27 protein-coding genes are annotated in these 25,438 nt (G+C 39.3%); 18 read left to right on the top strand and 9 right to left on the bottom strand.

Annotated features, from left to right (window positions below; translation table 11 throughout):
• Nucleotides 1-58: 58 nt before the first annotated feature.
• On the top strand, nucleotides 59-790 hold the full coding sequence (locus tag AC5WOE_RS10885; RefSeq protein WP_496050216.1) for a hypothetical protein: 732 nt from the start codon (nucleotides 59-61) through the stop codon (nucleotides 788-790).
• A gap of 345 nt (nucleotides 791-1,135) precedes the next feature.
• Here the strand turns inward: AC5WOE_RS10885 and AC5WOE_RS10880 are convergent, their stop codons facing one another.
• On the bottom strand, nucleotides 1,136-1,420 hold the full coding sequence (locus tag AC5WOE_RS10880; protein ID WP_496050215.1) for a hypothetical protein: 285 nt from the start codon (nucleotides 1,418-1,420) through the stop codon (nucleotides 1,136-1,138).
• A 115-nt stretch (nucleotides 1,421-1,535) separates the two neighbouring features.
• Here AC5WOE_RS10880 and AC5WOE_RS10875 point away from each other — a divergent pair, with 115 nt between their 5' ends.
• Nucleotides 1,536-2,330: a helix-turn-helix transcriptional regulator gene (locus tag AC5WOE_RS10875; RefSeq protein WP_496052585.1), complete on the top strand. Its 795-nt coding sequence runs from the start codon at nucleotides 1,536-1,538 to the stop codon at nucleotides 2,328-2,330.
• A gap of 270 nt (nucleotides 2,331-2,600) precedes the next feature.
• Here AC5WOE_RS10875 and AC5WOE_RS10870 read toward each other — a convergent pair whose 3' ends face one another.
• From AC5WOE_RS10870 to AC5WOE_RS10855, 4 genes are all read right to left on the bottom strand, one after another.
• On the bottom strand, nucleotides 2,601-3,140 hold the full coding sequence (locus AC5WOE_RS10870; RefSeq protein WP_496050213.1) for an NUDIX hydrolase: 540 nt from the start codon (nucleotides 3,138-3,140) through the stop codon (nucleotides 2,601-2,603).
• Nucleotides 3,141-3,202: 62 nt separating this feature from the next.
• Nucleotides 3,203-3,922: a Type 1 glutamine amidotransferase-like domain-containing protein gene (locus tag AC5WOE_RS10865; protein ID WP_496052584.1), complete on the bottom strand. Its 720-nt coding sequence runs from the start codon at nucleotides 3,920-3,922 to the stop codon at nucleotides 3,203-3,205.
• 148 nt (nucleotides 3,923-4,070) lie between these two features.
• Entirely contained in the window at nucleotides 4,071-5,141 is a 1,071-nt protein-coding gene (locus tag AC5WOE_RS10860; RefSeq protein WP_496052583.1) for a HesA/MoeB/ThiF family protein, read from the bottom strand.
• A 247-nt stretch (nucleotides 5,142-5,388) separates the two neighbouring features.
• Nucleotides 5,389-6,693 (bottom strand): helix-turn-helix domain-containing protein, encoded by a 1,305-nt coding sequence (locus AC5WOE_RS10855; protein WP_496052582.1) that lies wholly within the window; start codon nucleotides 6,691-6,693, stop codon nucleotides 5,389-5,391.
• A gap of 190 nt (nucleotides 6,694-6,883) precedes the next feature.
• Between AC5WOE_RS10855 and AC5WOE_RS10850 the strand changes: the two genes are divergently transcribed.
• The 6 genes from AC5WOE_RS10850 to AC5WOE_RS10825 all read left to right on the top strand — a co-directional run bounded on the left by AC5WOE_RS10850 (nucleotide 6,884) and on the right by AC5WOE_RS10825 (nucleotide 11,756).
• Nucleotides 6,884-7,210: a hypothetical protein gene (locus tag AC5WOE_RS10850; protein WP_496052581.1), complete on the top strand. Its 327-nt coding sequence runs from the start codon at nucleotides 6,884-6,886 to the stop codon at nucleotides 7,208-7,210.
• 739 nt (nucleotides 7,211-7,949) lie between these two features.
• A complete protein-coding gene (locus tag AC5WOE_RS10845; RefSeq protein WP_496052580.1) occupies nucleotides 7,950-8,318 on the top strand; it encodes a DUF1048 domain-containing protein in 369 nt (122 codons plus the stop codon).
• Nucleotides 8,319-8,552: 234 nt separating this feature from the next.
• Nucleotides 8,553-8,930: a DUF1048 domain-containing protein gene (locus tag AC5WOE_RS10840; RefSeq protein WP_496052579.1), complete on the top strand. Its 378-nt coding sequence runs from the start codon at nucleotides 8,553-8,555 to the stop codon at nucleotides 8,928-8,930.
• A gap of 240 nt (nucleotides 8,931-9,170) precedes the next feature.
• Nucleotides 9,171-9,536, top strand: coding sequence for a DUF1048 domain-containing protein (locus AC5WOE_RS10835; RefSeq protein ID WP_496050205.1), 366 nt, complete (start codon nucleotides 9,171-9,173; stop codon nucleotides 9,534-9,536).
• A gap of 78 nt (nucleotides 9,537-9,614) precedes the next feature.
• Nucleotides 9,615-10,844, top strand: a complete 1,230-nt coding sequence (locus AC5WOE_RS10830; protein ID WP_496052578.1) for a serine hydrolase domain-containing protein — start codon at nucleotides 9,615-9,617, stop codon at nucleotides 10,842-10,844.
• 519 nt (nucleotides 10,845-11,363) lie between these two features.
• A complete protein-coding gene (locus AC5WOE_RS10825) occupies nucleotides 11,364-11,756 on the top strand; it encodes a hypothetical protein (protein ID WP_496052577.1) in 393 nt (130 codons plus the stop codon).
• A 436-nt stretch (nucleotides 11,757-12,192) separates the two neighbouring features.
• On the opposite strand, the gene AC5WOE_RS10820 is transcribed toward AC5WOE_RS10825, so the two are convergent.
• From AC5WOE_RS10820 to AC5WOE_RS10810, 3 genes are all read right to left on the bottom strand, one after another.
• Entirely contained in the window at nucleotides 12,193-12,639 is a 447-nt protein-coding gene (locus tag AC5WOE_RS10820) for a nuclear transport factor 2 family protein (RefSeq protein WP_496050202.1), read from the bottom strand.
• Nucleotides 12,640-12,728: 89 nt separating this feature from the next.
• On the bottom strand, nucleotides 12,729-13,346 hold the full coding sequence (locus tag AC5WOE_RS10815; protein WP_496052576.1) for a nitroreductase family protein: 618 nt from the start codon (nucleotides 13,344-13,346) through the stop codon (nucleotides 12,729-12,731).
• A 397-nt stretch (nucleotides 13,347-13,743) separates the two neighbouring features.
• The gene (locus AC5WOE_RS10810; protein WP_496052675.1) at nucleotides 13,744-14,142 is read right to left on the bottom strand and encodes an FAD-dependent monooxygenase; all 399 of its coding nucleotides are present in this window, start codon (nucleotides 14,140-14,142) and stop codon (nucleotides 13,744-13,746) included.
• A 318-nt stretch (nucleotides 14,143-14,460) separates the two neighbouring features.
• Here AC5WOE_RS10810 and AC5WOE_RS10805 point away from each other — a divergent pair, with 318 nt between their 5' ends.
• On the top strand, nucleotides 14,461-15,108 hold the full coding sequence (locus AC5WOE_RS10805) for a TetR/AcrR family transcriptional regulator (protein ID WP_496052575.1): 648 nt from the start codon (nucleotides 14,461-14,463) through the stop codon (nucleotides 15,106-15,108).
• 553 nt (nucleotides 15,109-15,661) lie between these two features.
• On the opposite strand, the gene glyA is transcribed toward AC5WOE_RS10805, so the two are convergent.
• The gene (gene glyA / locus AC5WOE_RS10800; RefSeq protein WP_496052574.1) at nucleotides 15,662-16,891 is read right to left on the bottom strand and encodes a serine hydroxymethyltransferase; all 1,230 of its coding nucleotides are present in this window, start codon (nucleotides 16,889-16,891) and stop codon (nucleotides 15,662-15,664) included.
• A 308-nt stretch (nucleotides 16,892-17,199) separates the two neighbouring features.
• On the opposite strand from glyA, the gene AC5WOE_RS10795 reads away from it, so the two are divergent.
• The 9 genes from AC5WOE_RS10795 (at nucleotide 17,200) to AC5WOE_RS10755 (ending at nucleotide 25,219) form a co-directional block, all read left to right on the top strand.
• Nucleotides 17,200-18,447 carry a macrolide family glycosyltransferase gene (locus AC5WOE_RS10795; protein ID WP_496052573.1) on the top strand — a complete coding sequence of 416 codons (1,248 nt, stop codon included), beginning with the start codon at nucleotides 17,200-17,202 and terminating at the stop codon, nucleotides 18,445-18,447.
• Between the two features lie 490 nt (nucleotides 18,448-18,937).
• The gene (locus AC5WOE_RS10790; RefSeq protein ID WP_496050197.1) at nucleotides 18,938-19,195 is read left to right on the top strand and encodes a beta/gamma crystallin-related protein; all 258 of its coding nucleotides are present in this window, start codon (nucleotides 18,938-18,940) and stop codon (nucleotides 19,193-19,195) included.
• A gap of 109 nt (nucleotides 19,196-19,304) precedes the next feature.
• Nucleotides 19,305-19,949 (top strand): N-acetylmuramoyl-L-alanine amidase, encoded by a 645-nt coding sequence (locus AC5WOE_RS10785; protein WP_496052572.1) that lies wholly within the window; start codon nucleotides 19,305-19,307, stop codon nucleotides 19,947-19,949.
• 512 nt (nucleotides 19,950-20,461) lie between these two features.
• Entirely contained in the window at nucleotides 20,462-20,893 is a 432-nt protein-coding gene (locus AC5WOE_RS10780) for a MarR family winged helix-turn-helix transcriptional regulator (protein WP_496050195.1), read from the top strand.
• Between the two features lie 4 nt (nucleotides 20,894-20,897).
• Entirely contained in the window at nucleotides 20,898-21,512 is a 615-nt protein-coding gene (locus tag AC5WOE_RS10775) for a hypothetical protein (RefSeq protein WP_496052571.1), read from the top strand.
• Between the two features lie 14 nt (nucleotides 21,513-21,526).
• A complete protein-coding gene (locus tag AC5WOE_RS10770; RefSeq protein ID WP_496050193.1) occupies nucleotides 21,527-22,159 on the top strand; it encodes a transporter in 633 nt (210 codons plus the stop codon).
• A gap of 15 nt (nucleotides 22,160-22,174) precedes the next feature.
• A complete protein-coding gene (locus AC5WOE_RS10765) occupies nucleotides 22,175-23,800 on the top strand; it encodes a DHA2 family efflux MFS transporter permease subunit (protein WP_496052570.1) in 1,626 nt (541 codons plus the stop codon).
• 167 nt (nucleotides 23,801-23,967) lie between these two features.
• Nucleotides 23,968-24,468, top strand: a complete 501-nt coding sequence (locus AC5WOE_RS10760) for a hypothetical protein (protein ID WP_496052569.1) — start codon at nucleotides 23,968-23,970, stop codon at nucleotides 24,466-24,468.
• Complete coding sequence (locus tag AC5WOE_RS10755) at nucleotides 24,413-25,219, top strand: cytochrome P450 (RefSeq protein WP_496052568.1); 807 nt, start codon at nucleotides 24,413-24,415, stop codon at nucleotides 25,217-25,219. Before AC5WOE_RS10760 ends, AC5WOE_RS10755 begins: the two co-directional genes overlap by 56 nt.
• The last annotated feature ends 219 nt before the right edge of the window (nucleotides 25,220-25,438 follow it).

Genomic DNA, 25,438 nt, shown 5'->3' with positions numbered 1-25,438 from the left:
TGTTAAAATACTAAACTATCTAAACTATCTAATAAAGAGAGGACTTCAGATAAATTATATGCAAAACGAGAATGAAATCGCATCATCAGTAGACAAAAGATCATGGAATTGGAAACATATTATCCAAAACGTAATTGCAGCTGAGTTAGTCATGGGAATATTTATTGTTTTTTGGTATCTTGTTACCTACTATCACTATCGGTCCATCCTAGACTGGTATCGTGCTCCCGATATCTATATTGAGATCACAATCGAGAAAATGATGCAGCCTGAATTAATCGGACGAGCATTGCTAATTGTTCTAGCAGGAATCATTATCCTCGTAATTTTATATTTCGCTTATATAGGAATAATCCGTATTGGAAGAAAAATGCTTCATCTAAAAATGGAAAAGACAACAAATTCAAAACAACGAATTGTCCTTATCACTCTTATTGTATTAATTGTTGTGATCGTAATCCTTTCTATGAATCAACTTGCCAATTTCCTAGGGGAAACTGAGAGCAAACTAGCTTTGAAAGAAGCGGAGTATCATAATGTACTCTATCAAAACGGAAAGATGGAAGGTATAATTATAGACACCTTTCGCGATTTTTATATTGTTGCCCCTTGCCAAAACAATACCGTCATTCCTGTATACGAACTAGTTCCCATGCAAATAGATACGGGCCAATCTTCTTTGCAAATCGTTGATGGATCGGTGCAAAGTGTACCAAATGAACCCGATACGCTTCAAGTAAAGCTTTTACATACTGGCAGGCTTCATGTAATGGAAAACTATGGGCAGTGAAAACATACTCATACGCTCAACAACAAAAGGGACATCGATAATAGATGTCCTTTTTTGTTCTACTTCATTATAGGTTCATCTTCGTTTAATTTATTTGCCAATCGACGTATAGGCATTTCCTTTAAAGACAACCATGTATAATCGGTAACTTCTTCTTCCTGTAAAATAATACTTTGAGAAGAATCCAAACGAAATACAAAGCTGAAATCGGCATGCCAATCGCGCGGTTCATCCTTATTAATTTTATCTGAGGGAATTACGTTAACGGGCAGCAAAGTTCAATGGAATAGCTATTATTTATTTTGTCATGATACGATATATGGAAGGAATTCAAGAAGCAACAGTTCAAGACTTTTTCCCAAATGCTCCGATTTTAGCATGAAAAAGACCGATTAGAAGAACTCCAAGCGAACCTGGGATCAACGAGGCAAAAAAATATTGTTTAACATCTGCAAGGTAAACAAGCAACACTGTAACGATTAAGCCGGCCCAACCAGCTACGAGATTAGGTACAGATGAGTTTCCAAAGACACAAGGATAAGATTCCTTTGTAATTCCTTTTACAAAATGAGGAATAGCATTAGCGCCAAACACACCGGCCAAAAAACTCAGAATTATATTGGGTAACATCAAATTGCTCCTTTCGCTAATGAACTAATACGTAAAATTATTATGCCACTAGGATTACTGTGGTACATGGTGTTAATAGTAACAGGATAATTATTGAAGGGTGGATACTTCAAAAATGAATGAAAATGAGCATCGATTAAAAGCTCTGGGAAATTTTATAAAATCATGCCGCGCAAAGCTTACTCCAGATAGAGTAGAACTGCCGCCTGGTTACAATCGACGACGGGTACCAGGATTAAGGCGGGAAGAGGTCGCGCAGTTGGCGGGAGTCAGCACAACATGGTATACATGGCTTGAGCAAGGTAGAGATATCCATGTTTCTAAACAAATTCTTGACTGTATTGGCAAGGCTCTTCGGTTAAACCCTGATGAATATATTCATATGATGAAATTGGCACAATTACCGGTCGATCCTTCTATCACGAAAAGAAGTCAAACAATTTCCTCTGGCTTGAAAAAAATAATCGATGATCTCACATATCCAGCTATGGTAATGAACGATCGGGCAGATGTACTTATATGGAATACAGCCGCTTGCAACTATTTTGTTGATTTCTCCACCTTACTTGAATCGGAAAGAAACATGATCTGGCAGTGGTTTACGAACAAATCGTTGCGGGATCGAATTGCCAATTGGGAAGAGCGCTCACCCTATGCTGTTGCTTTGTTTAGAGGACTTTGTGATCGATACGCTGGAGATCCTTGGGTTCCTCATTTTTTGGATAATTTAATGCAAGCAAGTCCATATTTTGCAGAACATTGGAATCGTCATGAGGTTAGACAAAAATCAGGAGGTGTCCTCGAATTTTTAACATCCGGTTTGGATAAAGAATCGTTTGAAGTGACATCATTCTTAAATGTCAATGGAAATGAGGATATACATTTTTATGTTTTCACACCTTGCATATAAGAAATCCTAAAGAAACACATCCCATTTAAAATTCGTATTTTAACCAAAGTGGCTAAGGTGAAATATCATCCACCAGATCTGATTAATATCAATCGAAGAGCGTATAAGAATCGCTGTGAGTCACCTAGATTTCATGTTTTAGATGAGCTGGCAGGCGAAAGACAACTTTCCAAGACTTCTTCTACATCTTTACTTATTCTGGTACGTTACAGAGAGATGTTTCTAAAATATTTCGTAAGTGTCCCATTTTTCAAAACAAAAGCATTTTGTCTACAATTCGTTTAATTTGTTTGCCAATCGACGCATAGGCATTTCCTCACATGATAACCATGCATAATCAGTAACTTCATCTTCCTGTAAAATAATACTTTGAGAAGAATCCAAACGAAATACAAAGCGGAAATCAGCGTGCCAATGACGAGGTTCATTCTTTTGAGGATTAGGTGGTATCTCATGTAGATCGATATCAATTGGTACGTTTCCTTCGTTTATTCGGTTGAGACAATTCAAAGGAATGCCAGTTTCCTCCACAGCTTCTCGTAAACTAGCATCGATCAGCGAATGATCTGTATCCTCACAATGCCCTCCAGGCAGGAGCCACTTCTTTAAAATCTTATGTTTGATGTGCAGCACCCTATTATTTTGATCAACAATCACAGCACTAGTAGTAACATGTCCAGGTAAGTTTGTACGTGAGGTTATGTATGGACTTAAGGATTCACATAGCGGTTGTAGTGATGCTGTGTTATCACTTGGAAATTGGACGGAATAGGAATGAATCGCTTGCTTAATTTCATCTAGCATTATCATGGGAACACATCCTGTCAATCGTTAGTGAAAAATTAACAAAAAACCTTAGGAGTAAAGAGTTCCTATTGTTCTTTGTTTACTTTCTCGAGTTTTAGGTAGTGTGGTTTTATTTCTGTTTCTACAACTTTGTTACTCTCTTTTTCTACATGGTAAGCTTTGGCGTTTGGTCTAGAGCTTACAATACGAAATAATTTCTCATCTATAAAATGAAGAGCTGCACCATCGTCTGCAGCGTATCCGGGCATGATTCCTCCTTTTCTAACTAATTCATGATAGCGCGGGCGTCTGCTGGTTTCGCTGTCGTAGTGTGGACAGTTGCTACCCTTTAGGATACCTAAACAGTTTAGTGCGGATAATTTGCTGGGTATACTATCAGTTAATCCTTGCTCAAACCAACAAATACTACCAGCACTTAGCCCCGTGAGAATGGCACCGTTTTCATATGCTTTCCGTATTAGGCGGTCTAGTCCCCACTCTTTCCATAGTACTAGTAAATTTCTTGTATTACCTCCACCAACATAAAAAATATCCTGCTCATTTACAAATTCCTTCAAATTAACCGGTGCCCCACGAAATAAGGGTAGGTGCGATGTTTTACACCCTAGCTTTTCCATACATCTATAGAACTTTTCTACATAACCCTCGGCGTCTCCACTTGCTGTTGGTACAAAGCATACACGTGGTGTATCGTTTTTACTTTGTGCAAGTATGTATTCGTCTAAAAGGGGGTTATCTTCTTCCATGGAAAACCCGCCACCACCCATTCCAATAATTTGCCGCATATGATATCATCCTTTTAAGAAAGTTTAAAAAAAGGGAGAGATAAGGCCCCTCCCTAAAATTATAGGTAAATGCTTCCAACAAGTAAACTTAGTTTTTTGTTCCAGAATTAGAAGCTTTGACAGTAGTTACTTTACGCACATTTAACATCTATATCACCTCCTTTACAGGAGGTACCGAACATAAAGGGCAATCCGCTTTTTGTTTAAATGATTCTTCTAAACTCTCGTAGTTTTGTGAATCGATAACAAGGCGTTTGCCCTTTGTTCTAACTTCTAATCCTAAAAAATACCGTATGATCTCATTAGCTTGCATAGAGGAAACTAGCGAATTAAGCGGACCATAACTAGGTGTTTGATAACCGTGGTTTAGATTTTCGTTCATTTTATCCACATCTTCTACATAATTATCGCCTACATACTTGTAACACTCATAACAAGCCGTTTCCCTTGGTATTACAAGCGGCCCTATTATACCCATTGTTTCAATATACCCAGCGTTACTATGTGCGAAATTGTACCGTATGGATGCCTCATTCACCCATGTGTGTATTCGAGCCGGGGAATCCGCAGAGAGTACTACAAAATCGCAGTCAGAGAATAACCTAGAAAAGATATCTTTATGATTCTCATCGGTTATATGCTCTGATACTGGAAGTATTTCCGTAGATGAATTTAGTTCTTTGATTTTCTTAGAAGCAGAAGTTACTTTTAAATCACCTATGGATGTCTCAGTAAATAAGAATTGTCTAGTTAAGTTAGATTCCTCTATTCTGTCTGCATCTAATAATACTAATTTCCCAATTCCTGCACCGGCGAGATTCATAGCTACATTTGTACCAATCCCGCCAACACCAATAAGACCAACTTTTTTCTTTGATAAGATTTGTTGTGGGCTTACTTCTTTACTTCCTACATATTCATAATAAAGTTCATGCCTAGAAAAACGGTTGTTTAAATCAATTATATGACTTGAAATTATGTTATTTTCTATTAGGTCGGAAAACAGTAGATTTGATTCTTGACTAGATAGGTGTACATCATGTTGTAAAAATACATCAATTTGTTGTTTGCTTCTTGGCTTAGAAAGGAAAAGGAGAACTTTCTTTAAATATGTCGGAGGTTCATCGATGATGAGTCCCCGTGGTGGCATATGCCCAATCTGTATTTTGTCCTGTTCTTCCCTGATGGTAAAATACTGTTTTACTTGGTATTTATCCAAGATCAACATCACACCTTTAAGGATTTCCTTTGTTAACGATATTTTATTTGACAACATAAATATTGTAAATATTAATATTTTTTAGATATTTTATAACATTTAGTTTCGTTTTTTTGTAAAAAAACATAACATGATGATTTTCTATAATAGTTCCTCCCTATAATTATCATAAAAAAAGCACCCTTTTAGGTGCTCAATTCAGCTTGCCCCATCGGATCTCCGTCGGTTCCACCACCAATTAGCTTTATCATCGTAAACCCCTCCTTAACTTTTCGTGGATCAAGTCTTTATAAAATTTATATTTTTGTACCTCTCCAATTCTCTCATAAAAATCGCATATATTTAAGTAGATATCAACCGAAAAAGCATTGTTTTCTTCTGTTGATAATATAATTTCTGCATTCTTGAAGGTTTCTTTTGCTTGCTCTTTTTTATTTCGTGCTAACTGTAGATGCCCAAGCTCTAGGTAGATGCTTAATTGCACATTAGCATCTTTCACTTCTTTAACATATTCTAACGCATTAAGTAGTTGTTTTTCAGATTCATACGTAGATCCTAATTTATTTAGTATTAATGCATACTCTAGATGAGTCTTGCCAATTAAATTCGGATTATCCGCTATATGACTAGTCAAATTTAACGCTTTACGGTATCTTGTTTCGGCTTCTTTAAAGTTATCCATTATAGAATAAATATTACCGATGATTACCCATAAAGAAAACAATCGACGATACTGTCGGTTATCCCAAGCAATTTGCAAGCCTTGTTTTGCATACTCAAGAGCTTTAATTGGCGTCCCCAGTTTAGTTAATAAATTCGCATACCGTTCATAAATCTGAATTACTAGGTACGAATTAGTTTTAAAACTTTCTATTTGAGTATGTAAATACTCTAGTACTAGACATGCTTCTTCCTCTCTACCAAGCTTCTCAAGATAGATCACTTTGTTCAAATAGAGTAGAGGTTTAATATAAGATCGTTCCCCAGTCTCGTCAAATAACTGTATAGCTTGCTCCGTATTTTCTAAAGCTTTATCATACTCACCATCATAGAAATAAATTCGACCTAAATCATTCAGACATATTGTATGTTGATTAGACCGTTCTAAACTAGGGCAGTCATAAAGCCCTTCTATTGTCTTTAACAGACATTCTCGTGACTTATCCCATTGCCGAAGCTCAAAATATGTTCGTCCCTTTAAAAAGGTTGAAAAAACTTTCAGTTCAGGGAATACATTTACCTCTTCAATTTGATTTATCTGTTTAATGATAGACTTTGGATTGCCTGTTAAAACATCTTCTATATGCAATAGCTCTTTCATCTTTTCATTTTTCCTCTTAGTGGCTTCGCTCACTAGTCCTAATAAATCCTCTGCCCTTCCCAACGACTTGGCATATTCTTTATACATCTCATCCGAGACGTTTGATAAACCTCTGTCCATACTAGAAATTGTAGAGGGACTAATACCTAATTCTGTAGAAATACCTTGTATTGTTTTTCCTTGTTTCTTCCTTTCATTTCGAAGAATTGGCCCAATTATATCTTTGCGCATTAACATCACCTCTTTTATGATAATTCTGTATCTATATTATCATAAATATTTGGTAATTCGCATTAATCATATTTATAAATCATCAAATACAACAATTTAACCAGATAATATTAATGTTGATCGAATTTTCGATAGTAGATAAACTTAAATTACGAAAAGGAAAAATATTAAGGAAATGGTGGGATTCTTAATGTCGTTAAAACTGATGGTGGAAGGCGATAAAAATAAAGTAAGTAAATTCATTAAGGTAATACGTAAAACAAGTATCTATAGGTTTTACGACCAATTTAAATACAATTTAAATCCACTAGAATCAAGGGAAGAGTATTATTTCGACGAACGAAACCAATTAAAAGAAAAGAAGGATTCTGATCTTACAGTCATCACTTTAGAGACACTAGATGGACAACAAATTACAATAGATTTAATAGACACTAGGATCGTAGATATGGCTGTTGGTACCACGTTAATTATCGGAAAGAATTTCGACATTTTCGCTATACCCGAAGATAAATAAACAAAAGTCAAGGATCACATCTTAGTATCCTTGACTTCTTTCCTTTAAAACAATTATTCTGATGAATTGAACAAAATGCAAATCGGAAATCAGCATGTTATAGTTTATACTGCTTTCCCCTTAACAATTTCTTACATAGATATACCCATTAACTCAATCCCAAAATGATAGTAAGAGACATTAGAGTGTAATACAAACTCTCAATTGTGTATAAACAGTTTTCCACCCTGTTACTTCAAGTGCCAATCCACCCCATGCCAATACAAACAAGTACCAAACCCATCAATTGGGATTCTTTCATCTTTCCCTTCTTTTGAAATCAAAAAAATTACCAGTATGATGAAAGCCAAGAAGCGAAAACATGATGGGGATAATTGTTCCCATTATCATCTCGTCTCTTTCTATTTCAAATGTTGACTACGACCCACACAAACTTTAAAAATTCCAATTGTTAGACTATCAAACATATAAACACAGCTAGTTGACTAGGATGAGTATGGCTAGCAGCTTTCATCATCATTTCCCCACTTCTCTATAAGGCTGAATGAGAGCGTCATCGACTCCCTTCAACCCATTTCAAAAAAATAAATCAAACTATTGACACTGTCATCTACTTAGTATTATTATATAGAAGTACTAAGTGATACAAAATAGAAGACAAAACAAAATCAATACCAAACCTTTTGGCGTAAATGGGATTTTATCACATCAAAAATAAATGAATTAAAGGAGAATCAAAATGGAAAATAATATTTTTCAAACTTTAACGAAATGGAAGCAAGGTAAAGCCGAGTATAAAGATTATAAAAGACGGACGAAGGCTCTACCAAGGAATTATCAGATTGTGATGGAAGAGACGGAACGCTATTTATGGAATATTGGGTCTAGTGCTGGCGATGGCATGGGCATAATAAAGATCTTGACGGATGTAGTGAAACTATTTGCATCAAGTGCACAAGCAGGAAAGAATGTACTTGATGTAGTTGGAGAGGATATCAGCGGTTTTTGGGATAATCTTTTGAAAGACGTTCAGACTGAAACATGGGAGGATCATATAAAAGAACAACTGAACCAAAACATATACAAAAAGCTTAGAATAGGAAAATAACGATATCACCTGCTGCAACCCTTCCAGAAAAAAATAAATTAGACTATTGACACTGTCGTCTACTAAGTATTACTATATAGAAGTACCTAGCGATACAAAGTAGAAGACACATTGAAAATTGAACCGTTACGAAATTCTACACACTGAAACTTATGGGATGAAATCACTTCAAGTCTTTTGGCCTAAATGAGATTTTTATCTCATCAAAATTAAGTAAATTAAAGGAGAATCAAGATGGAGAAAAATATTTTTATGAATTTAATAGATTTGGCTATTGGAGCGAAATGGAAACAAGAGAAAGAGGAATATAAACTTTACAAAAAACGGATTAATGATCTGCCAACGGATTATCAGATTGTGATAAAAGAGATGGAGAATTACTTATTGACTTTTGCATCCGACACGGACTCTACCATGGCCATATTTAAAGCCTTACGAGATGTACTAGAACTTTTTGAATCAAGTGCACAAGAGGGAAAAGATGTGCTTGGTGTAGTCGGGCAGGATGTCGGTGGCTTTTGTGATGACTTGTTACAGGAGCTTCAAGTACAGACTTGGACCGAAAAAAGAAAAAAACAATGGAGCGAAAACATTCACAAAAAGCTCGGTTAAGGTAAATAACAATGTCACTTCATGCAACCCTTTCTAGAAAAAAATAAATCAGATATTGACACGTCATCTACTATGTATAACTATATAGAAGTACTTGGTTATACTGAGTAGAAACATTGGAAAATCGGAACGTCACGGAAATCTATACACTGAACACTGCTGAATGAAATCAACTCCAAACTTTTTGGCGTAAATGGGATTCTATCTCATCAAAAATGAATGAATAAAAGGAGAATCAGAATGGAAATTAATATTTTTCCGATTTTAAAAAGATGGAAACAAGAAAAAGCGGAATATAAACTTTACAAAAAACGGATCGAAGCTTTACCAAAGGGTTATCAGATCGTGATGAATAAAATAGAGAATTTCTTATGGAATTCCGCATCCAACCACGACTCTGCCATGACCATGTTTAAAATGCTGCAAGATGTACTAGAATTTTTTGAATCAAACGCACAAGAAGGAATGGATGTGCTGGATGTAGTGGGTCAGGATATCGGTGGTTTTTGCGATGATCTGTTACATGAGCTTCAAGGGCAAACTTGGATTGGGAAAAGAAAAGAACAAGTGAGCGAAAACATTCGTAAAAAGCTCGGGAGAAAATAACAACAGCACTAAACCATAAAAAAGTAAAGAGAGAATACCAAATTCATCAGAAGATAGGAAAAAAAGGAGAGATTCATAATGGGACAAAACAACAAAGGCTTCTCCGAAACAGGGCTGCGCAGACTGCATAAGGTACTGGCACGACATGTCGATTCCGGGAAGATTCCTGGGCTTGTCGCCCTAGTCAGCCGGAACGGCAAGACACACGTCGAATCACTTGGAACGATGCGCCATGATGGCGGCGCGCCGATGCGCCGGGACACGATCTTTCGGTTAGCGTCCACGACCAAACCAATCACGATGGCGGCGACGATGATTTTGCTCGATGAGTGTAGGCTGCGGATGGATGACCCAGTAGATCTCTGGCTGCCCGAACTCGCCAACCGGCAGGTTCTGAAACGGGCTGACAGCCCGCTGAACGACACCGTACCAGCGCGACGGCCGATCACCGTACGGGACCTGTTGACCTCCACGTTTGGGCTCGGAGCGGATTTGACGTCGCTGGGCACTCCGATCATGAACGCAGTTTTTGAGCAGGGGATATTCCCCCAGACAATGACAGAATATCCTGATCCGGACGAATGGATGCGCCGCCTTGGCTCGCTTCCACTGATGCACCACCCGGGAGAGCGCTGGCAGTACCAGATCAGCAACGATATACTCGGCGTGCTCGTCGCCAGGGTCACGGGTCAGCCGTTTGGGACGTTTCTGCGCGAACGCATTCTCGATCCACTGGGGATGAAAGACACAGGCTTCCATGTGCCTGCCGACAAGATCGACCGGCTGCCGATCAGCTACAATCCCGACCCACAGACTGGTGAGTTCATCGTATGGGATGAGGCCGCAGGGGGACAGTACAGCCAGCCTTTGGCGTTTCAGTCAGGCGGCGGTGGGCTGGTCTCCACCGTCGACGACTTCCACGCCTACTTCCGGATGCTGCTGAATCAGGGGATGCATGGGACCAAACAGATCCTGTCCCGGCCTGCCGTCCAGCTGATGACCACCGACCACCTCACGCCCGAACAGCAAGCCATCCGAAACGCCATGGCCAGGAACAACGTCCATTTGTCGTACGGCCAAGGGCAGCAAGGCGGCTGGGGATTTGGGATGGCGGTGCGAACCTACCGCGGCGACTACGCGTCCATCGGCCAGTTCGGCTGGGACGGCGGAACCGGTACTTCGGCGTATGCCGACCCGAACAAACAGCTCACTGGAATCGTGCTCACCAATGTTGGGATGTCCACACCGGATTCAATGCGAGTTATCCACGACTTTTGGACCACTGTCTATCAGGCAATCGAAGACTAATACTTTTATCCGTCAAGCCTCAGGTATTGTTTTAAAAAACGCCAAGCCGTGAAGCATACTCATAGGCTTGGCGTATATTTTTGTTGATATGAGATTCTAATATTAGAAATTACATATATACCCATCTGTTTCGAGAAGTACTCTTTTTCGGGGATATGCAAAAGCTGCGTATGCTAATCTGGTAGTTTATTTAATAAAATCATGAAAATTTCCATCTAAATGAGAATAATCGATTGTTTGGCTGTATGAAAGATGTCATCCTGTTTTATTACAATTGCAACAGACCCAAATTTTAACAGTTCCAAATTTAACAACAATCTTGCTGTTCTTCTATTCCAAATTGACTTGACATTGAAGGTAGATCCAATAAGAATGAAGGAAAGAAAGTTCGAAGATCAGTCGCTCCAATCCAATATAGGAGAGTGAAATTAACCTATTCGGAATCACAAGAGCTGCATGACAAATATTATTATTAATCATTAACCATAATTAGTAATGATTAATGAAAGAGGGAATGAAATGTTAAATGTACCTAGGTGGAGAGATCTGTTATCTATGATATTGCTTTTATTATGTGCAGTCGGTGCGTTAGCATCTTTTTTTCTAAATTTAACAACTACATCCGAAGCAGAAACAATTAGAAAAGTGGTAGAAATCTGGCGTCTTTATGGTTTTCTTGTATTTACCGGTCTTTTTCTACTTTTAGCATTTTTCCCTCGGCGCTATGCTGGGATTTGGGAATTGGTCATTTTTCATAAAGCAGCAGTAGCTATTACTGTTCCTTTGTTGATAAGCAAAATCACATCTGATATTCAATCTGTATTTCTAACTGATGGAATCGTCGCAGTTATCCTTTTGATTTCTTACCTTTTATCGAAAGGATATACAGCATGGAAATTAATAAGTAAATAGTTAATTTCAAAGAAAATTCAAGATCAAGAATATATAGTAATATTTAATATTATAGAATTTATTTTTATTATCATATATTTACATTTAACTAGGTTACAAGAACGAGGGTTAAGGGAGCAGTGAACAACAAAGCTTTTCCCTTTTTTCTGGGCCTATGATGCGGGCCTGGTCGGAAATAAAGTTGTTTAAAAGCATTGAACTAATGTTCTTCGTTAGAATTACTGTAAAACGAATAATTTGGCATATAAACAAAAACGAACGCCTCGGTACGATGGGATTGCACACGAGGTCATGGCCTCAAAAAGCCCATCAGGAGGACGCTCTACCATGAAGTTTAAGGCACAGAATAAGATAAATCAACTCATAGAAAAGTGTAACAACCAGCATAAAACTTATGCTGGGTATTTTAAATACGGGGCCTTTTGGACATCAACACTTACTCATGCGAGTCGATCTTCGCTGAGCCCGAAAGTGGTGTGGTGTCAAGGTATCTGATCTCGTAGACGCGCTCGGCGAACTTCCAGCCGTCCTCTGTACGCTGGTAGCGATCATGGTACACGGCGTAGTTCAGCCCGCCCCTGCCGTCGAGCAGGCGCACGAGCTCTGAGATATAGGTACGGCCGACTGCGGTATCGCCCTCGATCTGGATCGATCCTTGGTGCGTATTTTGCACGAAAAAGTCCCACTGACTCTGTAGCCGTTTGCTCCCAGCGCGAATCTGCTCCCGACCGGTGAGTTCGACGACTCCAGGAATTCGCCACACGCCGTCCTCCGTGAACAGCGACGCAAAGCGGTCAGGGTCGCGCATCATCACCGTATCAGTGAATTCGTTGCGCAGTGCTTCAATCTCAAAACGATCAACAATACTTTGATAGTTACTCATTTGGTTTCCTCCTCAGTATGTGCGGTTTACTACTTTCTCCGCTTTGTTGTATGATTCCGTAAATGGCCTGCAGATGGGCAGCCAGTCTGTCAGATTGTGTTAAAAGATGATACCTCTTCCACTGAGAAGCGAAACTTGCGCTGCTTCGTCTCCACTGGGGAAGGGCCGACGGCGATAATTAAAATGGGCTTCAAGTGAGCCGGGATGCCGAACACCTCGGAAACTGCAGCCGGATTAAATCCGCCAATGGGAGCTGCCCCGTAACCGTGTTCAAATGCGGCGAGTTGAAAGCCGTATGCAGCAAAAGAAGCCGCAATGATTACTTCCTCTTTATACCTGTCAGGAAATTTCACATTATAGGAGCGAATATTATTGATCGCTCCTTCCTTGTACGTTTCCGAAAGATACTGCTTTGTTACGAGATCGTTCACCATTTGCTCAGCACGCTCATCAGCCTGCAAATTCGCCAACACAATTACAGATGCCGCAGCATCCGCAATTTTTTGTTGTCCAGGAGCGGCTGTACACAAGGCTTCCTTCTTATCTTTTTCGTCTACGATAAGAAAGTGCCAAGGCTGAAGGTTAAAGCCTGAAGGAGCTTTACTGGCAAGTTCGACAAAAGCAATCAAATCTTCTCGGGCAATCCGGCCTTCGGAATCGAAAGAACTAGCGGAAATGCGATTCTGTAATGTTGAAGTTGTTCTCACTAAGATCAGCTCCTGTTCATTTTTAACGTGATTGCATGCCTGCTAACCTTGTTCAAATCAACTACTTCCATCTTCTTCGTGCTGTCCTCGAGCACAGCTTGAGCCACAGGGCGGCGCTCCTCATGGTACGTATGAACAGCCAGGAGGCATCCGTGAGCCGAACACGTCCGGCATCGGCCCGTCGGTCAAACATAGTTTGGTACACTTCTAACGATGGTTTCTCTGGTTTCTCGATTTCTGCCGGAATTGTAGCCTGCAGTTGCCAAAAGTCGGTTTCAGGCAACGGTGTCACCCCAACCATACCCTCCGGATGTCCAGATATGGTTATGATCACGATCCAGTCCTTCCAATCTCACATCGCCAAGATACCATCGCTCATGATCGTGTGTTTCCCCAATCAGCGGCAAATGAATAACTTGCGAATATTACTTTTGCCCCCATCAGCACCGACTACATAACGAGCCCGAATTTGCTCTTCTCCTTGTGGTGTATTCACGGTTACCGTTACACCATCCAAATCCTGAACAAGCCCTTCGGCTTCCACTCCCAACTCAACTTGACCGCCAAGCACTGCATATCGGTCGCGCAATGCTTTTTGCACATCAAATTGAGCAATCCAGACCGGATCTCGATAGGGTGTCTCAAGTTCGGCGCTGGCTGCAACGGTAATAGCCGGCTTGTCTACACTCCTGCCATCTGCGGTATAATAATGAACAGGCAAATTCACGTCACCTGTGTCAATAATGTAGCGAACAGCCTCCAAATCATCGACGACTTCAAGCGAGCGAGGCAGGATTCCTTTGGCGCGAGATGCTACGTTATATAAGGTGCATCGTTCAATAATGCGATGGTTGACGTTTCAACGGGCAAGATCACAGGCAAGTGTAAGCCCTGTGGGCCCGGCCCCGACAATGAGAATATCAACAAAAGACAACTTGGTGTTTATGGATAGAATCTTCCTTGATGGGGTGTCAGGTAACAGGGGTGTGTTACCCGACACCCTCTTGATCATTGATTGGATATGTTACATTAATCATACTACACCGTGCAGTGTAATTTGTAAAGTGGAACTCTTTTCGATTTCTGATAGTACCCATAAGGAGGAAACGTAAGAATGGATAATACGGAAAACAAGAAAATTCGCAAAGGCTCTTTAGACAAACGAACTAAAATTATTGCGGCGGCACGAGACCTGTTTCTTTCGGATGGGTTTGATCGTTCCAGCGTCGATGCGGTCGCAGCTAAAGCGGGAGTCTCCAAACGGACAGTTTATGATTATTATGGCGACAAACAGAACTTACTGCTTGCCGTTGTGGAAGAAACCAGTTGGGCGGTCCTGGACATGATTAAGCAAGCGATTTCAGACCACCTCTGGGAATTCGAGGATCTGGAGCAGGCGCTCATCTTATTTTGCGAACAAATCGTAGCTTTTACAAACGGTTCGTCCGATTACACCGCTTTGATCCGTCTGGCTATGATGGAAGCCGCCAACCTACCAGCCTCGTTTTTAGAAAAGCTGGATAACGCGATGGAAGAGGGGATTATCAGGAGGTTTACCGAGTTTGGACAAACCGGATTGCTCTATGTGCCCGATCCTGAAATGGCTACAAAGCACTTCGCTGCATTAACGTTTTTATTGGTATTTAATCAACCGAGAAAAACAGGGGCTTTGGAAGAGGAACAAACCAAACGTATCATCACTGATGGCGTACGCGTCTTTCTTTGCGCTTATGGACAGCGCACTGTTCAAAACGAAAATTAAACAAAGTACTGATCGTCGATTTTACCGCCAATTTAACGTAATTATACGCTAAGGATATGTAGACGTTTCAAAACTGATTTCCAACAAGTAAATATCCGCTAATGTTTATTAGCAGATATTATTGTGAAATATTTAGGCTCTTGATGTCCGATAAGGTAAATCAACAGAAAGAGGTGGAATCATGCGATTGTCGTTTGGAACACCCGTTGGCCGCATTGACTCTTAATGAAAGAATAATTCAAAGAGTCGGACGTTCAATGCCTCTCTCCTCTTGGTTATGAACATATTAATATCGTAGGTAGATATTCCTTTGTATTACCAGAGGAAGTAGCGAAAGGGCTATTGCGTAAATGGATACACAAGGATTCATGATTTTTATCTCATGAATCCTTGTGTATCCGATAAGGCTTATTCCGATTTCTTGTTCCACTGCTCCCCTAAACCCCTAGTTCAGTACAAAAATGTTTCTTTTGGTTTAGATTTAAAAAGGCATGAGTTCGGTTCCATACCGAATTCATGCCTTTTAGCAAACTGCATACCATTCCCAAAATGCTTACGCATAAAGAGGATATTTACTTGTCAACTTCGCTACACGTGTACTAGCTTCTTCTACTGTTGATGCATCATCTCGTTTTTGCAAGGTGAGCGCGATAATAGCTGCAATTTCCACCATAGCCTCTTCATCCATGCCGCGGCTGGTGACAGCAGGAGTTCCGATGCGAATTCCACTTGTGACAAATGGACTTTCCGGATCAAATGGGATAGTATTTTTGTTCGTGGTAATGCCAACTTGATCGAGCAAATGCTCTGCTTCTTTCCCAGTTAATCCAAGGTTACGAACATCGATGAGCAATAAGTGATTGTCGGTTCCGCCTGAAATAAGCTCCAAACCATGTTCCACTAGTTGACCTCCGAGTACTTTTGCATTTTTTACTACTTGTGCACCATATGCTTGAAAAGACTCGCTAAGTGCTTCCCCAAATGCTACCGCTTTTGCAGCGATCACATGCATCAATGGACCGCCTTGAATACCAGGGAAAATGGATTTATCGATTGCCTTGGCATATTTTTCTTTGCACAAGATCATACCGCCACGCGGACCGCGAAGGGTTTTATGTGTAGTGGTGGTAACAAAATCAGCATAAGGAACTGGGCTTTGATGCTGACCTGTAGCCACAAGGCCGGCGATATGTGCCATATCGACCATGAACAAAGCTCCAGCCTCATCAGCGATTTCCTTTAACTTCGCAAAATCAAATTCACGAGGATATGCACTTGCCCCAGCTACTAACAGCTTCGGTTTATGTTCTAAAGCCAATTGGCGTACTTCTTCATAGTTGATGCGATGTGTTTCTGAATCGACACCATAAGCTACAAAATTATATAAAATTCCAGAAAAGTTAACAGGACTTCCATGTGTCAAGTGCCCACCATGAGCAAGATTCATCCCCAATACCGTGTCACCAGGTTCCAACACAGTGTGGTATACAGCCATATTTGCTTGTGCACCTGAGTGAGGCTGCACATTGGCATGTTCTGCGCCAAAAAGTTCTTTTGCACGGTCACGAGCTAAGTCTTCTACGATATCTACATGCTCACAGCCGCCATAGTATCTTTTACCAGGATAGCCTTCTGCATATTTATTAGTAAGAACAGAGCCTTGTGCCTCCATGACTTCGGGACTTACGAAATTTTCGGAAGCAATCAATTCAATATTGTTTTGTTGTCTTTTTAATTCAAGCTGAATTGCTTCAAAAACTTGTGAATCTTGATCTTTTAACATGGGTTTTCCCCCTATTTCCGAATATTTTCCTCTATCATCATAACAAATGTTAATGTTTTTTGCTACCGTCCCATTACATTAATTTCATTTCCATTTCACCAGTTACTTATTTCCTTATTTTTCGTATATCTTGCTTGCTTCATACAACGATCTCATTTTACTATTATGCCTGATACATGTCGATTTTCAGAACAAAAAAATATAAAAGTATTTATATACTGTATAATCCAAACAATTTATACAATTTTTTCAGATTTTCGTTCTCCACTCATACAATAAAGTGATACGATTTTAATATTTGAAACGAGGTGTTCACAATAGCTAAGGTATTAGTGGTCAATTACTTAGGGGAAGGTCATGTCAATCCTTCTATCGCTCTTATAAAAGAACTAGTCCAGCGTGGAGAACAAGTCACTTATTACACCAGTGATCTGTATAAAGAAAAGTTACAGCATACAGGGGCAGAATTTCGTCCGGTCTCTATGAAAGCACAAGCTTTGATGAAAGAGGTTGTAGCAAATTTCCATGACAATAAAGAAACAAGTCCCATGATTGGAAATATGGATAAAATGATGCAGTCCATGGAATGGATTACGGATGAAATTTTAACAGATATCCAAAATGAAGTTTATGATTATGTCATATTTGATGCACAAAGTTTTCCTGGAAAATGGGTTGCGGACATAAAGAAATTACCATCATATGCACTCTGGTCTACATTCGCTTCCAATGAAAAGTCGAGCATTTTCAAAAGAGTGATGGAAAAGTGGTCACCTGAAATGAAAGAACAATTTCTAGCAAAACAACACGAAATGGAACTAATCACAAAACGATTAGAACAAAAGTATGGTGTTCCCGTCCCTAGTTTTCTAACTGGAATGGTCGTCGACTCAGAACTGCACATCATCTTTACGTCTCACTTGTTCCAACCAGAGTCAGAACATTATGATGAAAGCTATGTATTTGTGGGGCCGTCTATTGTTGATCGACAAGAGCAACTTGATTTCCCAATCGACGCATTACAAGATGAACGTGTTGTCTATATGGCTCTTGGTACCATTGTCAATAAACGTGTAGATTTGTACCAGATGTGTATAGAAGCTTTAAAAGATCTCAATGGAAAAGTTGTTCTCAGTATTGGAAATCAGTTAACACCAGATGACATTGGTCCGATCCCTGATAACTTTATCGTGCGCAACTATGTTCCTCAATTGGAAGTTTTAAAACACAGCGATGTCTTTATCACCCACTGTGGAATGAACAGCACAAACGAAGGATTATATTTTGGAAATGCGCTTGTCATGTTACCACTTGTAAACGATCAACCAATTGTGGCAGAGCAGGTAGAGAAACTAGGGGCCGGCCTCTTGCTTGATCCACAGAGCTTAGATGCAGATATATTGCGAAAGTCGGTTCTAGAAGCTTTAAATAATCCTGTCTACAAAGAAAACAGCTTGAAAATAAGCAGTTCTTTTCAAGCAGCTGGCGGATATAGAAAAGCTGCTGATGAATTGTTAAAAAAAACCAAGGAAAAGCTAGTACTTAACACCCCATAATGCTAAAACGAACTGAAGTATCTAAGCTTGAACTAATCTGGATTTAATATCATACAGTGATCGTTTTCCTAGGTATGCATGGATATAATCTAGACACAAATTAACCAACTGTTTAACGTACAACAGTTGGTTTCTATTCTTGATGGACACTATTGCTTCTAGTTCTTAAATAAAGAGGAAATTCCCATTCGCATTTTTACCCTTTTCGAATACCATCACGTCCTTAAAATAAAAAGTGTATCAACTATTCTTTTCTGGAGGTAATGGTTAGCATAAAACTATCGGACACTACACTTATTGTTAGAACATTATTAACTGCTCCAGACACGATCCTGTCTATTAACCTAGGAACAGCTAATGTAAGTAATTTGCAGGTCTTAAAAACACCTAATATGTAGTGAGGAAACTACATTGTTCTATGTTGTCGGGCTATTTGCCTGTTTTAAAATACAGATAAATATGATTTATCACAGCACATGATTGTGTTACGGTGTATGAACTCAAAAATTTCAAAGGGAAATCAGCAACGTTTTGTTACGATGTGAAGGATCTAAAGACCTTTAATTTTGATAATAAAATATCTTCCATCAAGTTTAAGTCTAATTCAAATACTTTCGCGATAACATTCTGTACAGATGCTAAATACCGGGGAGAATGTTTTTCGGCAAATGATGACAAAAGTATCGCTAATTTACCTAGTGAATATGATAACAAAATTTCATCCTTTGTGTTTAGAGAAGAGCCCTAATTTGACCAACAAAATTTGGGGAATTAACACATGGTAATGAAAGTCAGAGTTCCTAGAAACTCCTGTCACTACGCCGTATAGAACTAAGAACAAGGGAAAACTGATTATAATGAAAAATTCTGTTTGGGTCATTTTTGCGCCATGTTTACTCATTTTGGGGCTGGTAATAAGTCTAGTAATATCTCAGGAGCCTACAATTAAAAATCTTTACCTTCCGTCACAAAATTCAAAAATACGGACGAAAGAAGTCACTCATGTTTTGATTCATTTCACCTCAAATGCCGCAATCAAACCTACAAATCCATACAATATACAAGATATTTATCGTATTTTCGTTAGCACTGGGACTTCCGCACATTATATGATTGCAAGAGACGGGACGATCTATCGTCTGGTCGGTGAAAATCGAGTTGCTTTTCATGCAGGAAAAGGAGAGCTGCCAGGATTACCAACTTATAAAAATAAAATGAATGAATATTCTATCGGAATAGAATTATTAGCAATTGGAACCCACGATGAGATGCTACCTATTATGTCAGAAAAAACATATAATATGATCTCATCTAAAAATATAGGATTTACAGATGCTCAATACAATTCACTTAATATTTTGTTGAATGGGATTTTTAAACGTCATCCATCGATTAAAAGGGACAGAAAGCATATTGTAGGACATGCTGAATACGCACCTAACAGAAAACAAGACCCTGGAAAATTGTTTGACTGGTCACGTCTGAAGTTTGTTCGAGGTTAATACAAAACAAAATAACTCCAAACTTTTTTAAAGGGTGAATTGTGATCCCTTTCCTTTGCAAAATGCTATATTAGTGTTGATAATAAGCTTAGAAAACAAACAAAAATCCCAACTTATATTCCTGTTAAGAGGAGTATAAGTTGGGATTTTATATTTTTTTGTAATTTCTTCATGGTTCTAACCCTGTAAAGGGTAAACCATATCTCTTGTAACATGTTATTTCCTCATTCGAATTACATTTTATACTTCTTCTTTACTTCCTAATGAGACGAAATAAATTTTGAAATAAACAGTTAAACCAAATAGTTTTTCAAAAAATATTCAAGTCAATCTAGCCCCTTCCCTAGCACTTCACCTGCCACTATCCCTTTAATACACTTTTTCCAACTATAGATTGTTTCCTTTGTTTATATTTTCATTAGTTGACATTTCACTATGTTAAATAATATAATAAAAAATGTTCTTATAGAAAATATTAACGAGGTGAAATATTAATGTGAGGTGAGAATAATTTGACTGATGATGAAGTACTGGAATTTGTCAATGCTATGCACTTTTGTTTAAAAAAATCTCTTCCTATCCTGCATAAGCACTTCAAAAAATATAACTTAACCATTCCACAAGGACAGGTTTTAAGGTTGCTCCACCAAAAAGGTTCCTTATCGATGGTCGAAATCAGCAGGGAATTAGATTTCAAACCGAGTTCTGTAAGTGGTGTGATTGATCGTTTGGAGAAATCAGAGATGGTTACTCGCAGGAGAGATGATAAAGATCGACGAGTGGTTTGGGTTGATTTAAGCCAGAAGAGTAAAAAATTATTTGCTAACTTCCCTGCTACACAAGCTCACTATTATCGGACATACCTAGAAAAACTTACAGATGAAGATTTTCGACAACTCTCCGTTCATCTTGAAAAGCTTGTTGGGATATTAAAGGAAGGATAATCCAATGAAACGATGGTTAACTACAATTGTCGTGTTTATCGTGGTGGTGGGAATTGGGGCATTTGGTTATCAATATGTGTCTGATCAACAAACCTATATTTCTACCGATAATGCAACAGTACAAGCAGATCTATATTCATTGAATGCGACACAAACCGGTGTGTTATCTGATTGGAAAGTACAAGAGGGTGACACTGTAAAGCAAGGAGACGTTGTAGGACGCATTTCAAATAAGCCGTTAGCAACTAAGATGGATGGAACCATTGTAAAAACCAGTGTCTATGTAAAACAAAAAGTCTTTCAAGGTCAAACCATCGCGCAAATAGCTAATTTAAATGATGCCTATATACTGGCTTATATGGATGAAGATAAAATTAGCCGCATCAAGGAAGGTAAAGATGTAAAAGTGACAATCGAGTCCTTATCTGATGAATCTTATGATGGAAAAGTTGTAGAGGTTGGCTCAGCCACTGGAGAGTTCTATCAAGATTCTTCTGCTGATACAGCTAGTTCTACCGAAAAAGAAGTACAACGAATTCCGATAAAAATATCTGTAAGTAATTTACCGATTGATCGCTTAACCATTGGTGTACATGCCGAAGTAAAAATCGAAAGATAAGGTGAGATAAGAAAATGAAAACAGGAAAACTCATTGCTATCAATACATTTATATTTTTGGTTGTAGTAGTGGTTGGTATTGTTGGTATTAACTATTACCAAAATTCTGCCAATTTCATTTCTACAGACAATGCGAAAGTTAGTGGAGATATGGTCCCAGTTACCTCTTTAAGTAGCGGGAAAATAACAGATTGGAAAGCAACTGTTGGTCAACAGGTAACAGAAAATGAAGAGATTGGAAAAGTTACTGGAAAAAGCACTGTTTCAATCACATCTCCAATCGAAGGATCTATCGTTTTAAATAAAGGAATCAAAGGCGAAACGATAGCACCTGGTCAAACTCTTGCACAAGTTGTGGATCTTAACAAATTGTACGTTATTGCAAATCTCGAAGAAACCGAAATAAAAAATGTAAGTGTCGGGCAAGACGTAGATGTAGTTATAGACGTAGACAACGGTACAACCATCAATGGGAAAGTAAAAGAAATCGGCAAAGCGACAAACTCAGAATTTTCCTTGCTGCCATCTCAAAATGCCAGTGGCGATTACACCAAAGAAGTAGAGTATGTACCTGTTAAAATTGAACTTGAAAATTATTCTGATCAAGTAGTACCTGGCATGAATGCTACCATTAAGATACATCGCTAAAGGATGTGAACAAATATGACAGAACAAGCCAATCATTCTATTCGTTCACAAATTCCTTTGCTGGCCGTTATTATGCTGGGGATGTTTCTATCCGTGTTAAATCAAACATTATTAAATGTAGCCATCCCGCATTTGATTACAGAGTTTAACGTATCAACAACGGATGCAGGATGGTTGTTGACCGGATACATGCTTGTGAGCGGGATCTTGACTCCTTTATCTGCTTTTCTGATACAGCGGTTTGGGATGCGTAACTTATTTCTTACTGCCATGCTCTTTTTTACAGGCGGCTCTATTGTTTGTGGATTAGCACCTATTTTCTCTTTTTTGTTGGTTGGAAGACTGATACAAGCAGTTGGTGCTGGAATATTGATGCCATTATGTATGACTATGGTATTGTCCATTTTCCCTCCTGAAATGAGAGGGAAAGGGATGGGGATTTTTGGTCTAGGAATCTTGTTTGCCCCTGCCATTGGTCCAACACTTTCAGGTTGGGTATTAGATCACTACAGTTGGAGATTATTGTTTTATGGTATCGCTCCACTTGCTTTAGTGATATTGGTCATTTCCAGTTTTCTTTTGAAAAACTTAGGAGAAACAAATAAAAAACTAAAACTTGATTATGTAGGAACTGTTCTTTCTACCATTGGTTTTGGCGCAGCACTCTACGGGTTGAGTGAAGCAGGAAGTAGAGGATGGAACGATCTTATCGTAGATATTTCGATTGTCGTTGGAGTAGTTTGTATTATCTTGTTTGTCTTCCAACAATTGAATTCCAAACGTCCAATGCTAGATTTTCGGATTTTAAAATATCCAATCTTCACCTTATCCAATATCATTAGTATGATCACTACCATTGGGATGTATGGTGGTATGTTCCTTCTTCCTATTTATTTGCAAAATCTCCGAGGATTCACTCCATTGGAGTCGGGATTGCTTATGCTTCCTGGTGCAATTCTCATGGGAGTCTTATCGCCCGTTTCTGGTATCTTGTTTGACAAAGTAGGGCCTCGTCCCCTTGCCGTCGTAGGGATGCTGATCAACCTTGTCACAACCTATGAATTTACCAACTTAACGATAGCATCCAGTTACCAATATATCATGGTTCTTTATATGATCCAGATGATTGGTATGGGGTTACTCATGATGCCGATTCAAACAGCCGGTCTGAATCAGCTCCCTAGCGAAAAGAATCCCCATGGTACCGCATTGTCCAATACGGTACGATCCATTTCGGGATCAGTTGGTATCAGTCTCATGACTACCATCTTTACCAGTCGCACCAGCTTTCATATGGGGATATTCCGAAGCTCAGCCAATACAATGGACCCCCAATTTCAACAATCATTTCTAGATCAAGTGATCCAAATGGCTCAGCAACTCAGTATTCCTATCGAACAAGCAAAGGTTGCACTAACTAATATGCTTTATGGACAAATTGGAATACAAAGCTCTATGGCTGGAATTCAAGATTCATTTTATTGGTCTGCAGGTATTACGGTTGTAGCATTGATTCTCAGCTTCTTCTTAATAGATGTGCGCAAAAAAAGAAAAGTTGATCCCTCCGAAACAGTTCCTTCATCTTTGGAGAAACCAAAAGAGGAATCAAAAGAAGCATTAAAACCAGTAGCTACTTCATGATAAAAAAATTGCGATTGTGAATAATAAAAAACATGGTCCAAAATCAAGGCAAATAATAACGACATTAGAATCTCAAACTACACTATCCAGCTTACCTTTTCTTCTTGTTCAAACATGTGATTTGGGTACCCTACTCTAAAAAGCCCCCCTAAGAAAGGAAGATCGTTATGAATACTTCAGATCAAACCATGCAAGAAAAAACAGCATTCCGTATGTTTAGTGGTGACGGCAGCGAAAATCCATTTCCTGCATTTGCGCAGATGCGAGCAAAGGGAGCCGTTATTCCTATCTCGTTTCCGATGGGAGGGACAAATCGTCAAGCTTGGATGGTCACACGTATGGAAGAGGCAATGCAGGTTCTTAAAAATCACACCCTTTTTACTGTAGATCCCAGCTCTATTGATGGCAACAACGACTTACATCAAATTGCTACCGGAAAAGTTGACGCTACTCCTAGATTCTTGGGCGATTCCATGCTCTCTGTCGATGATCCTGATCATCGTCGGTTGCGACAATTGGTATCCAAAGTCTTCACACCCAGATTCATGGAAAGCTTACGTCCACATGTGCAAAAGATTGCTGACGAATTACTTGATCAGGTACAAGAACAAGGTGAAATGTCTCGTAAAAAACTATGCCTATCCCTTACCAATCAACGTCATTTCTGACATGCTTGGAGTGCCTCTAGCAGATCGGACAAAGATCCTTAACTGGTCTGGTGTGATCGCAAATGGTCTTGGACTTGGAAAACTAGAGCCTGGGGTTGCGGAGAACATACAAGCTTTCAACGAATACATTGCGCAGCTTGTGGCCGACAAACGCCAGTATCCTGTTGATGACTTGATCAGCCAGTTGGTAGCTATTGAAGAAGAGGGGGATCGACTCAGCGAGGCAGAACTGCTCTCTATGATTACGTTATTAGTCTTTGCTGGCCATGAAACAACCTCAAATTTGATCGCTACTGGTACTCTGATGTTGTTGGATCATCCTGAGCAATTGGAGAAACTAAAAGCTGATTTCAGTCTAGTTCCTTCAGCCGTTGAAGAACTGCTCCGCTTCAATGGGCCCTCTACAATGACGGGACCACGTTTTGCTATGGAAGATGTCGAGCTTGCCGGGCAGCAGATCAAAAAGGGAGATATGGTCATTCCTTTATCGAAATCAGCAAACCGTGATGAGTACCAGTTTGAGCATCCAGAGGCACTGGATATTACACGTAAGATCAATCGGCATCTCGCCTTTGGACATGGGATTCATAAGTGCCTAGGGGCGCCCTTGGCCCGTGTGGAAGCAGATATTGCGTTTACCACCCTTCTGAAACGTATGCCTAACCTCCATCTCAACATCCCTAGAGAAAACGTTATCTGGCACTTCACATTGTCCTCACAGGGATTAACAACTTTGCCTATCGCTTTTTAGCAAATGGAAAAGAGCTACTGGAGATATTGCCACAACAATTAAGAAATGGGAAAACCTTTATTTGTTTGGGATACAGAACGGTGGAGTAACCCACCGTTCTGTAGTTTTGCTCAAAATTCCCCAGCATAGTAGTGTTTGATCTTCCGATTATTCCTTTTTCTGCCCCATTATCTTAAATTTCTCTCGTGAGTACAAGCATTCATTGTTATCGAACTTCAA

Source organism: Shimazuella sp. NTD248 (assembly GCF_059510395.1).
This window is presented reverse-complemented; position numbering and strand designations above follow the sequence as displayed.

Bases quoted from the DNA above. Each gene is read 5' to 3' on its own strand.
- AC5WOE_RS10855 (WP_496052582.1), bottom strand. From the start codon at position 6,693: ATGCGCAAAGATATAATTGGGCCAATTCTTCGAAATGAAAGGAAGAAA.
- AC5WOE_RS10875 (WP_496052585.1), top strand. From the start codon at position 1,536: ATGAATGAAAATGAGCATCGATTAAAAGCTCTGGGAAATTTTATAAAA.
- AC5WOE_RS10840 (WP_496052579.1), top strand. From the start codon at position 8,553: ATGGAGAAAAATATTTTTATGAATTTAATAGATTTGGCTATTGGAGCG.
- AC5WOE_RS10825 (WP_496052577.1), top strand. From the start codon at position 11,364: ATGTTAAATGTACCTAGGTGGAGAGATCTGTTATCTATGATATTGCTT.
- AC5WOE_RS10765 (WP_496052570.1), top strand. From the start codon at position 22,175: ATGACAGAACAAGCCAATCATTCTATTCGTTCACAAATTCCTTTGCTG.
- AC5WOE_RS10865 (WP_496052584.1), bottom strand. From the start codon at position 3,922: ATGCGGCAAATTATTGGAATGGGTGGTGGCGGGTTTTCCATGGAAGAA.
- AC5WOE_RS10870 (WP_496050213.1), bottom strand. From the start codon at position 3,140: ATGATAATGCTAGATGAAATTAAGCAAGCGATTCATTCCTATTCCGTC.
- AC5WOE_RS10775 (WP_496052571.1), top strand. From the start codon at position 20,898: ATGAAACGATGGTTAACTACAATTGTCGTGTTTATCGTGGTGGTGGGA.
- AC5WOE_RS10850 (WP_496052581.1), top strand. From the start codon at position 6,884: ATGTCGTTAAAACTGATGGTGGAAGGCGATAAAAATAAAGTAAGTAAA.
- AC5WOE_RS10845 (WP_496052580.1), top strand. From the start codon at position 7,950: ATGGAAAATAATATTTTTCAAACTTTAACGAAATGGAAGCAAGGTAAA.
- AC5WOE_RS10805 (WP_496052575.1), top strand. From the start codon at position 14,461: ATGGATAATACGGAAAACAAGAAAATTCGCAAAGGCTCTTTAGACAAA.
- AC5WOE_RS10830 (WP_496052578.1), top strand. From the start codon at position 9,615: ATGGGACAAAACAACAAAGGCTTCTCCGAAACAGGGCTGCGCAGACTG.
- AC5WOE_RS10760 (WP_496052569.1), top strand. From the start codon at position 23,968: ATGAATACTTCAGATCAAACCATGCAAGAAAAAACAGCATTCCGTATG.
- AC5WOE_RS10880 (WP_496050215.1), bottom strand. From the start codon at position 1,420: ATGTTACCCAATATAATTCTGAGTTTTTTGGCCGGTGTGTTTGGCGCT.
- AC5WOE_RS10820 (WP_496050202.1), bottom strand. From the start codon at position 12,639: ATGAGTAACTATCAAAGTATTGTTGATCGTTTTGAGATTGAAGCACTG.
- glyA (WP_496052574.1), bottom strand. From the start codon at position 16,891: ATGTTAAAAGATCAAGATTCACAAGTTTTTGAAGCAATTCAGCTTGAA.
- AC5WOE_RS10885 (WP_496050216.1), top strand. From the start codon at position 59: ATGCAAAACGAGAATGAAATCGCATCATCAGTAGACAAAAGATCATGG.
- AC5WOE_RS10835 (WP_496050205.1), top strand. From the start codon at position 9,171: ATGGAAATTAATATTTTTCCGATTTTAAAAAGATGGAAACAAGAAAAA.
- AC5WOE_RS10770 (WP_496050193.1), top strand. From the start codon at position 21,527: ATGAAAACAGGAAAACTCATTGCTATCAATACATTTATATTTTTGGTT.
- AC5WOE_RS10785 (WP_496052572.1), top strand. From the start codon at position 19,305: ATGAAAAATTCTGTTTGGGTCATTTTTGCGCCATGTTTACTCATTTTG.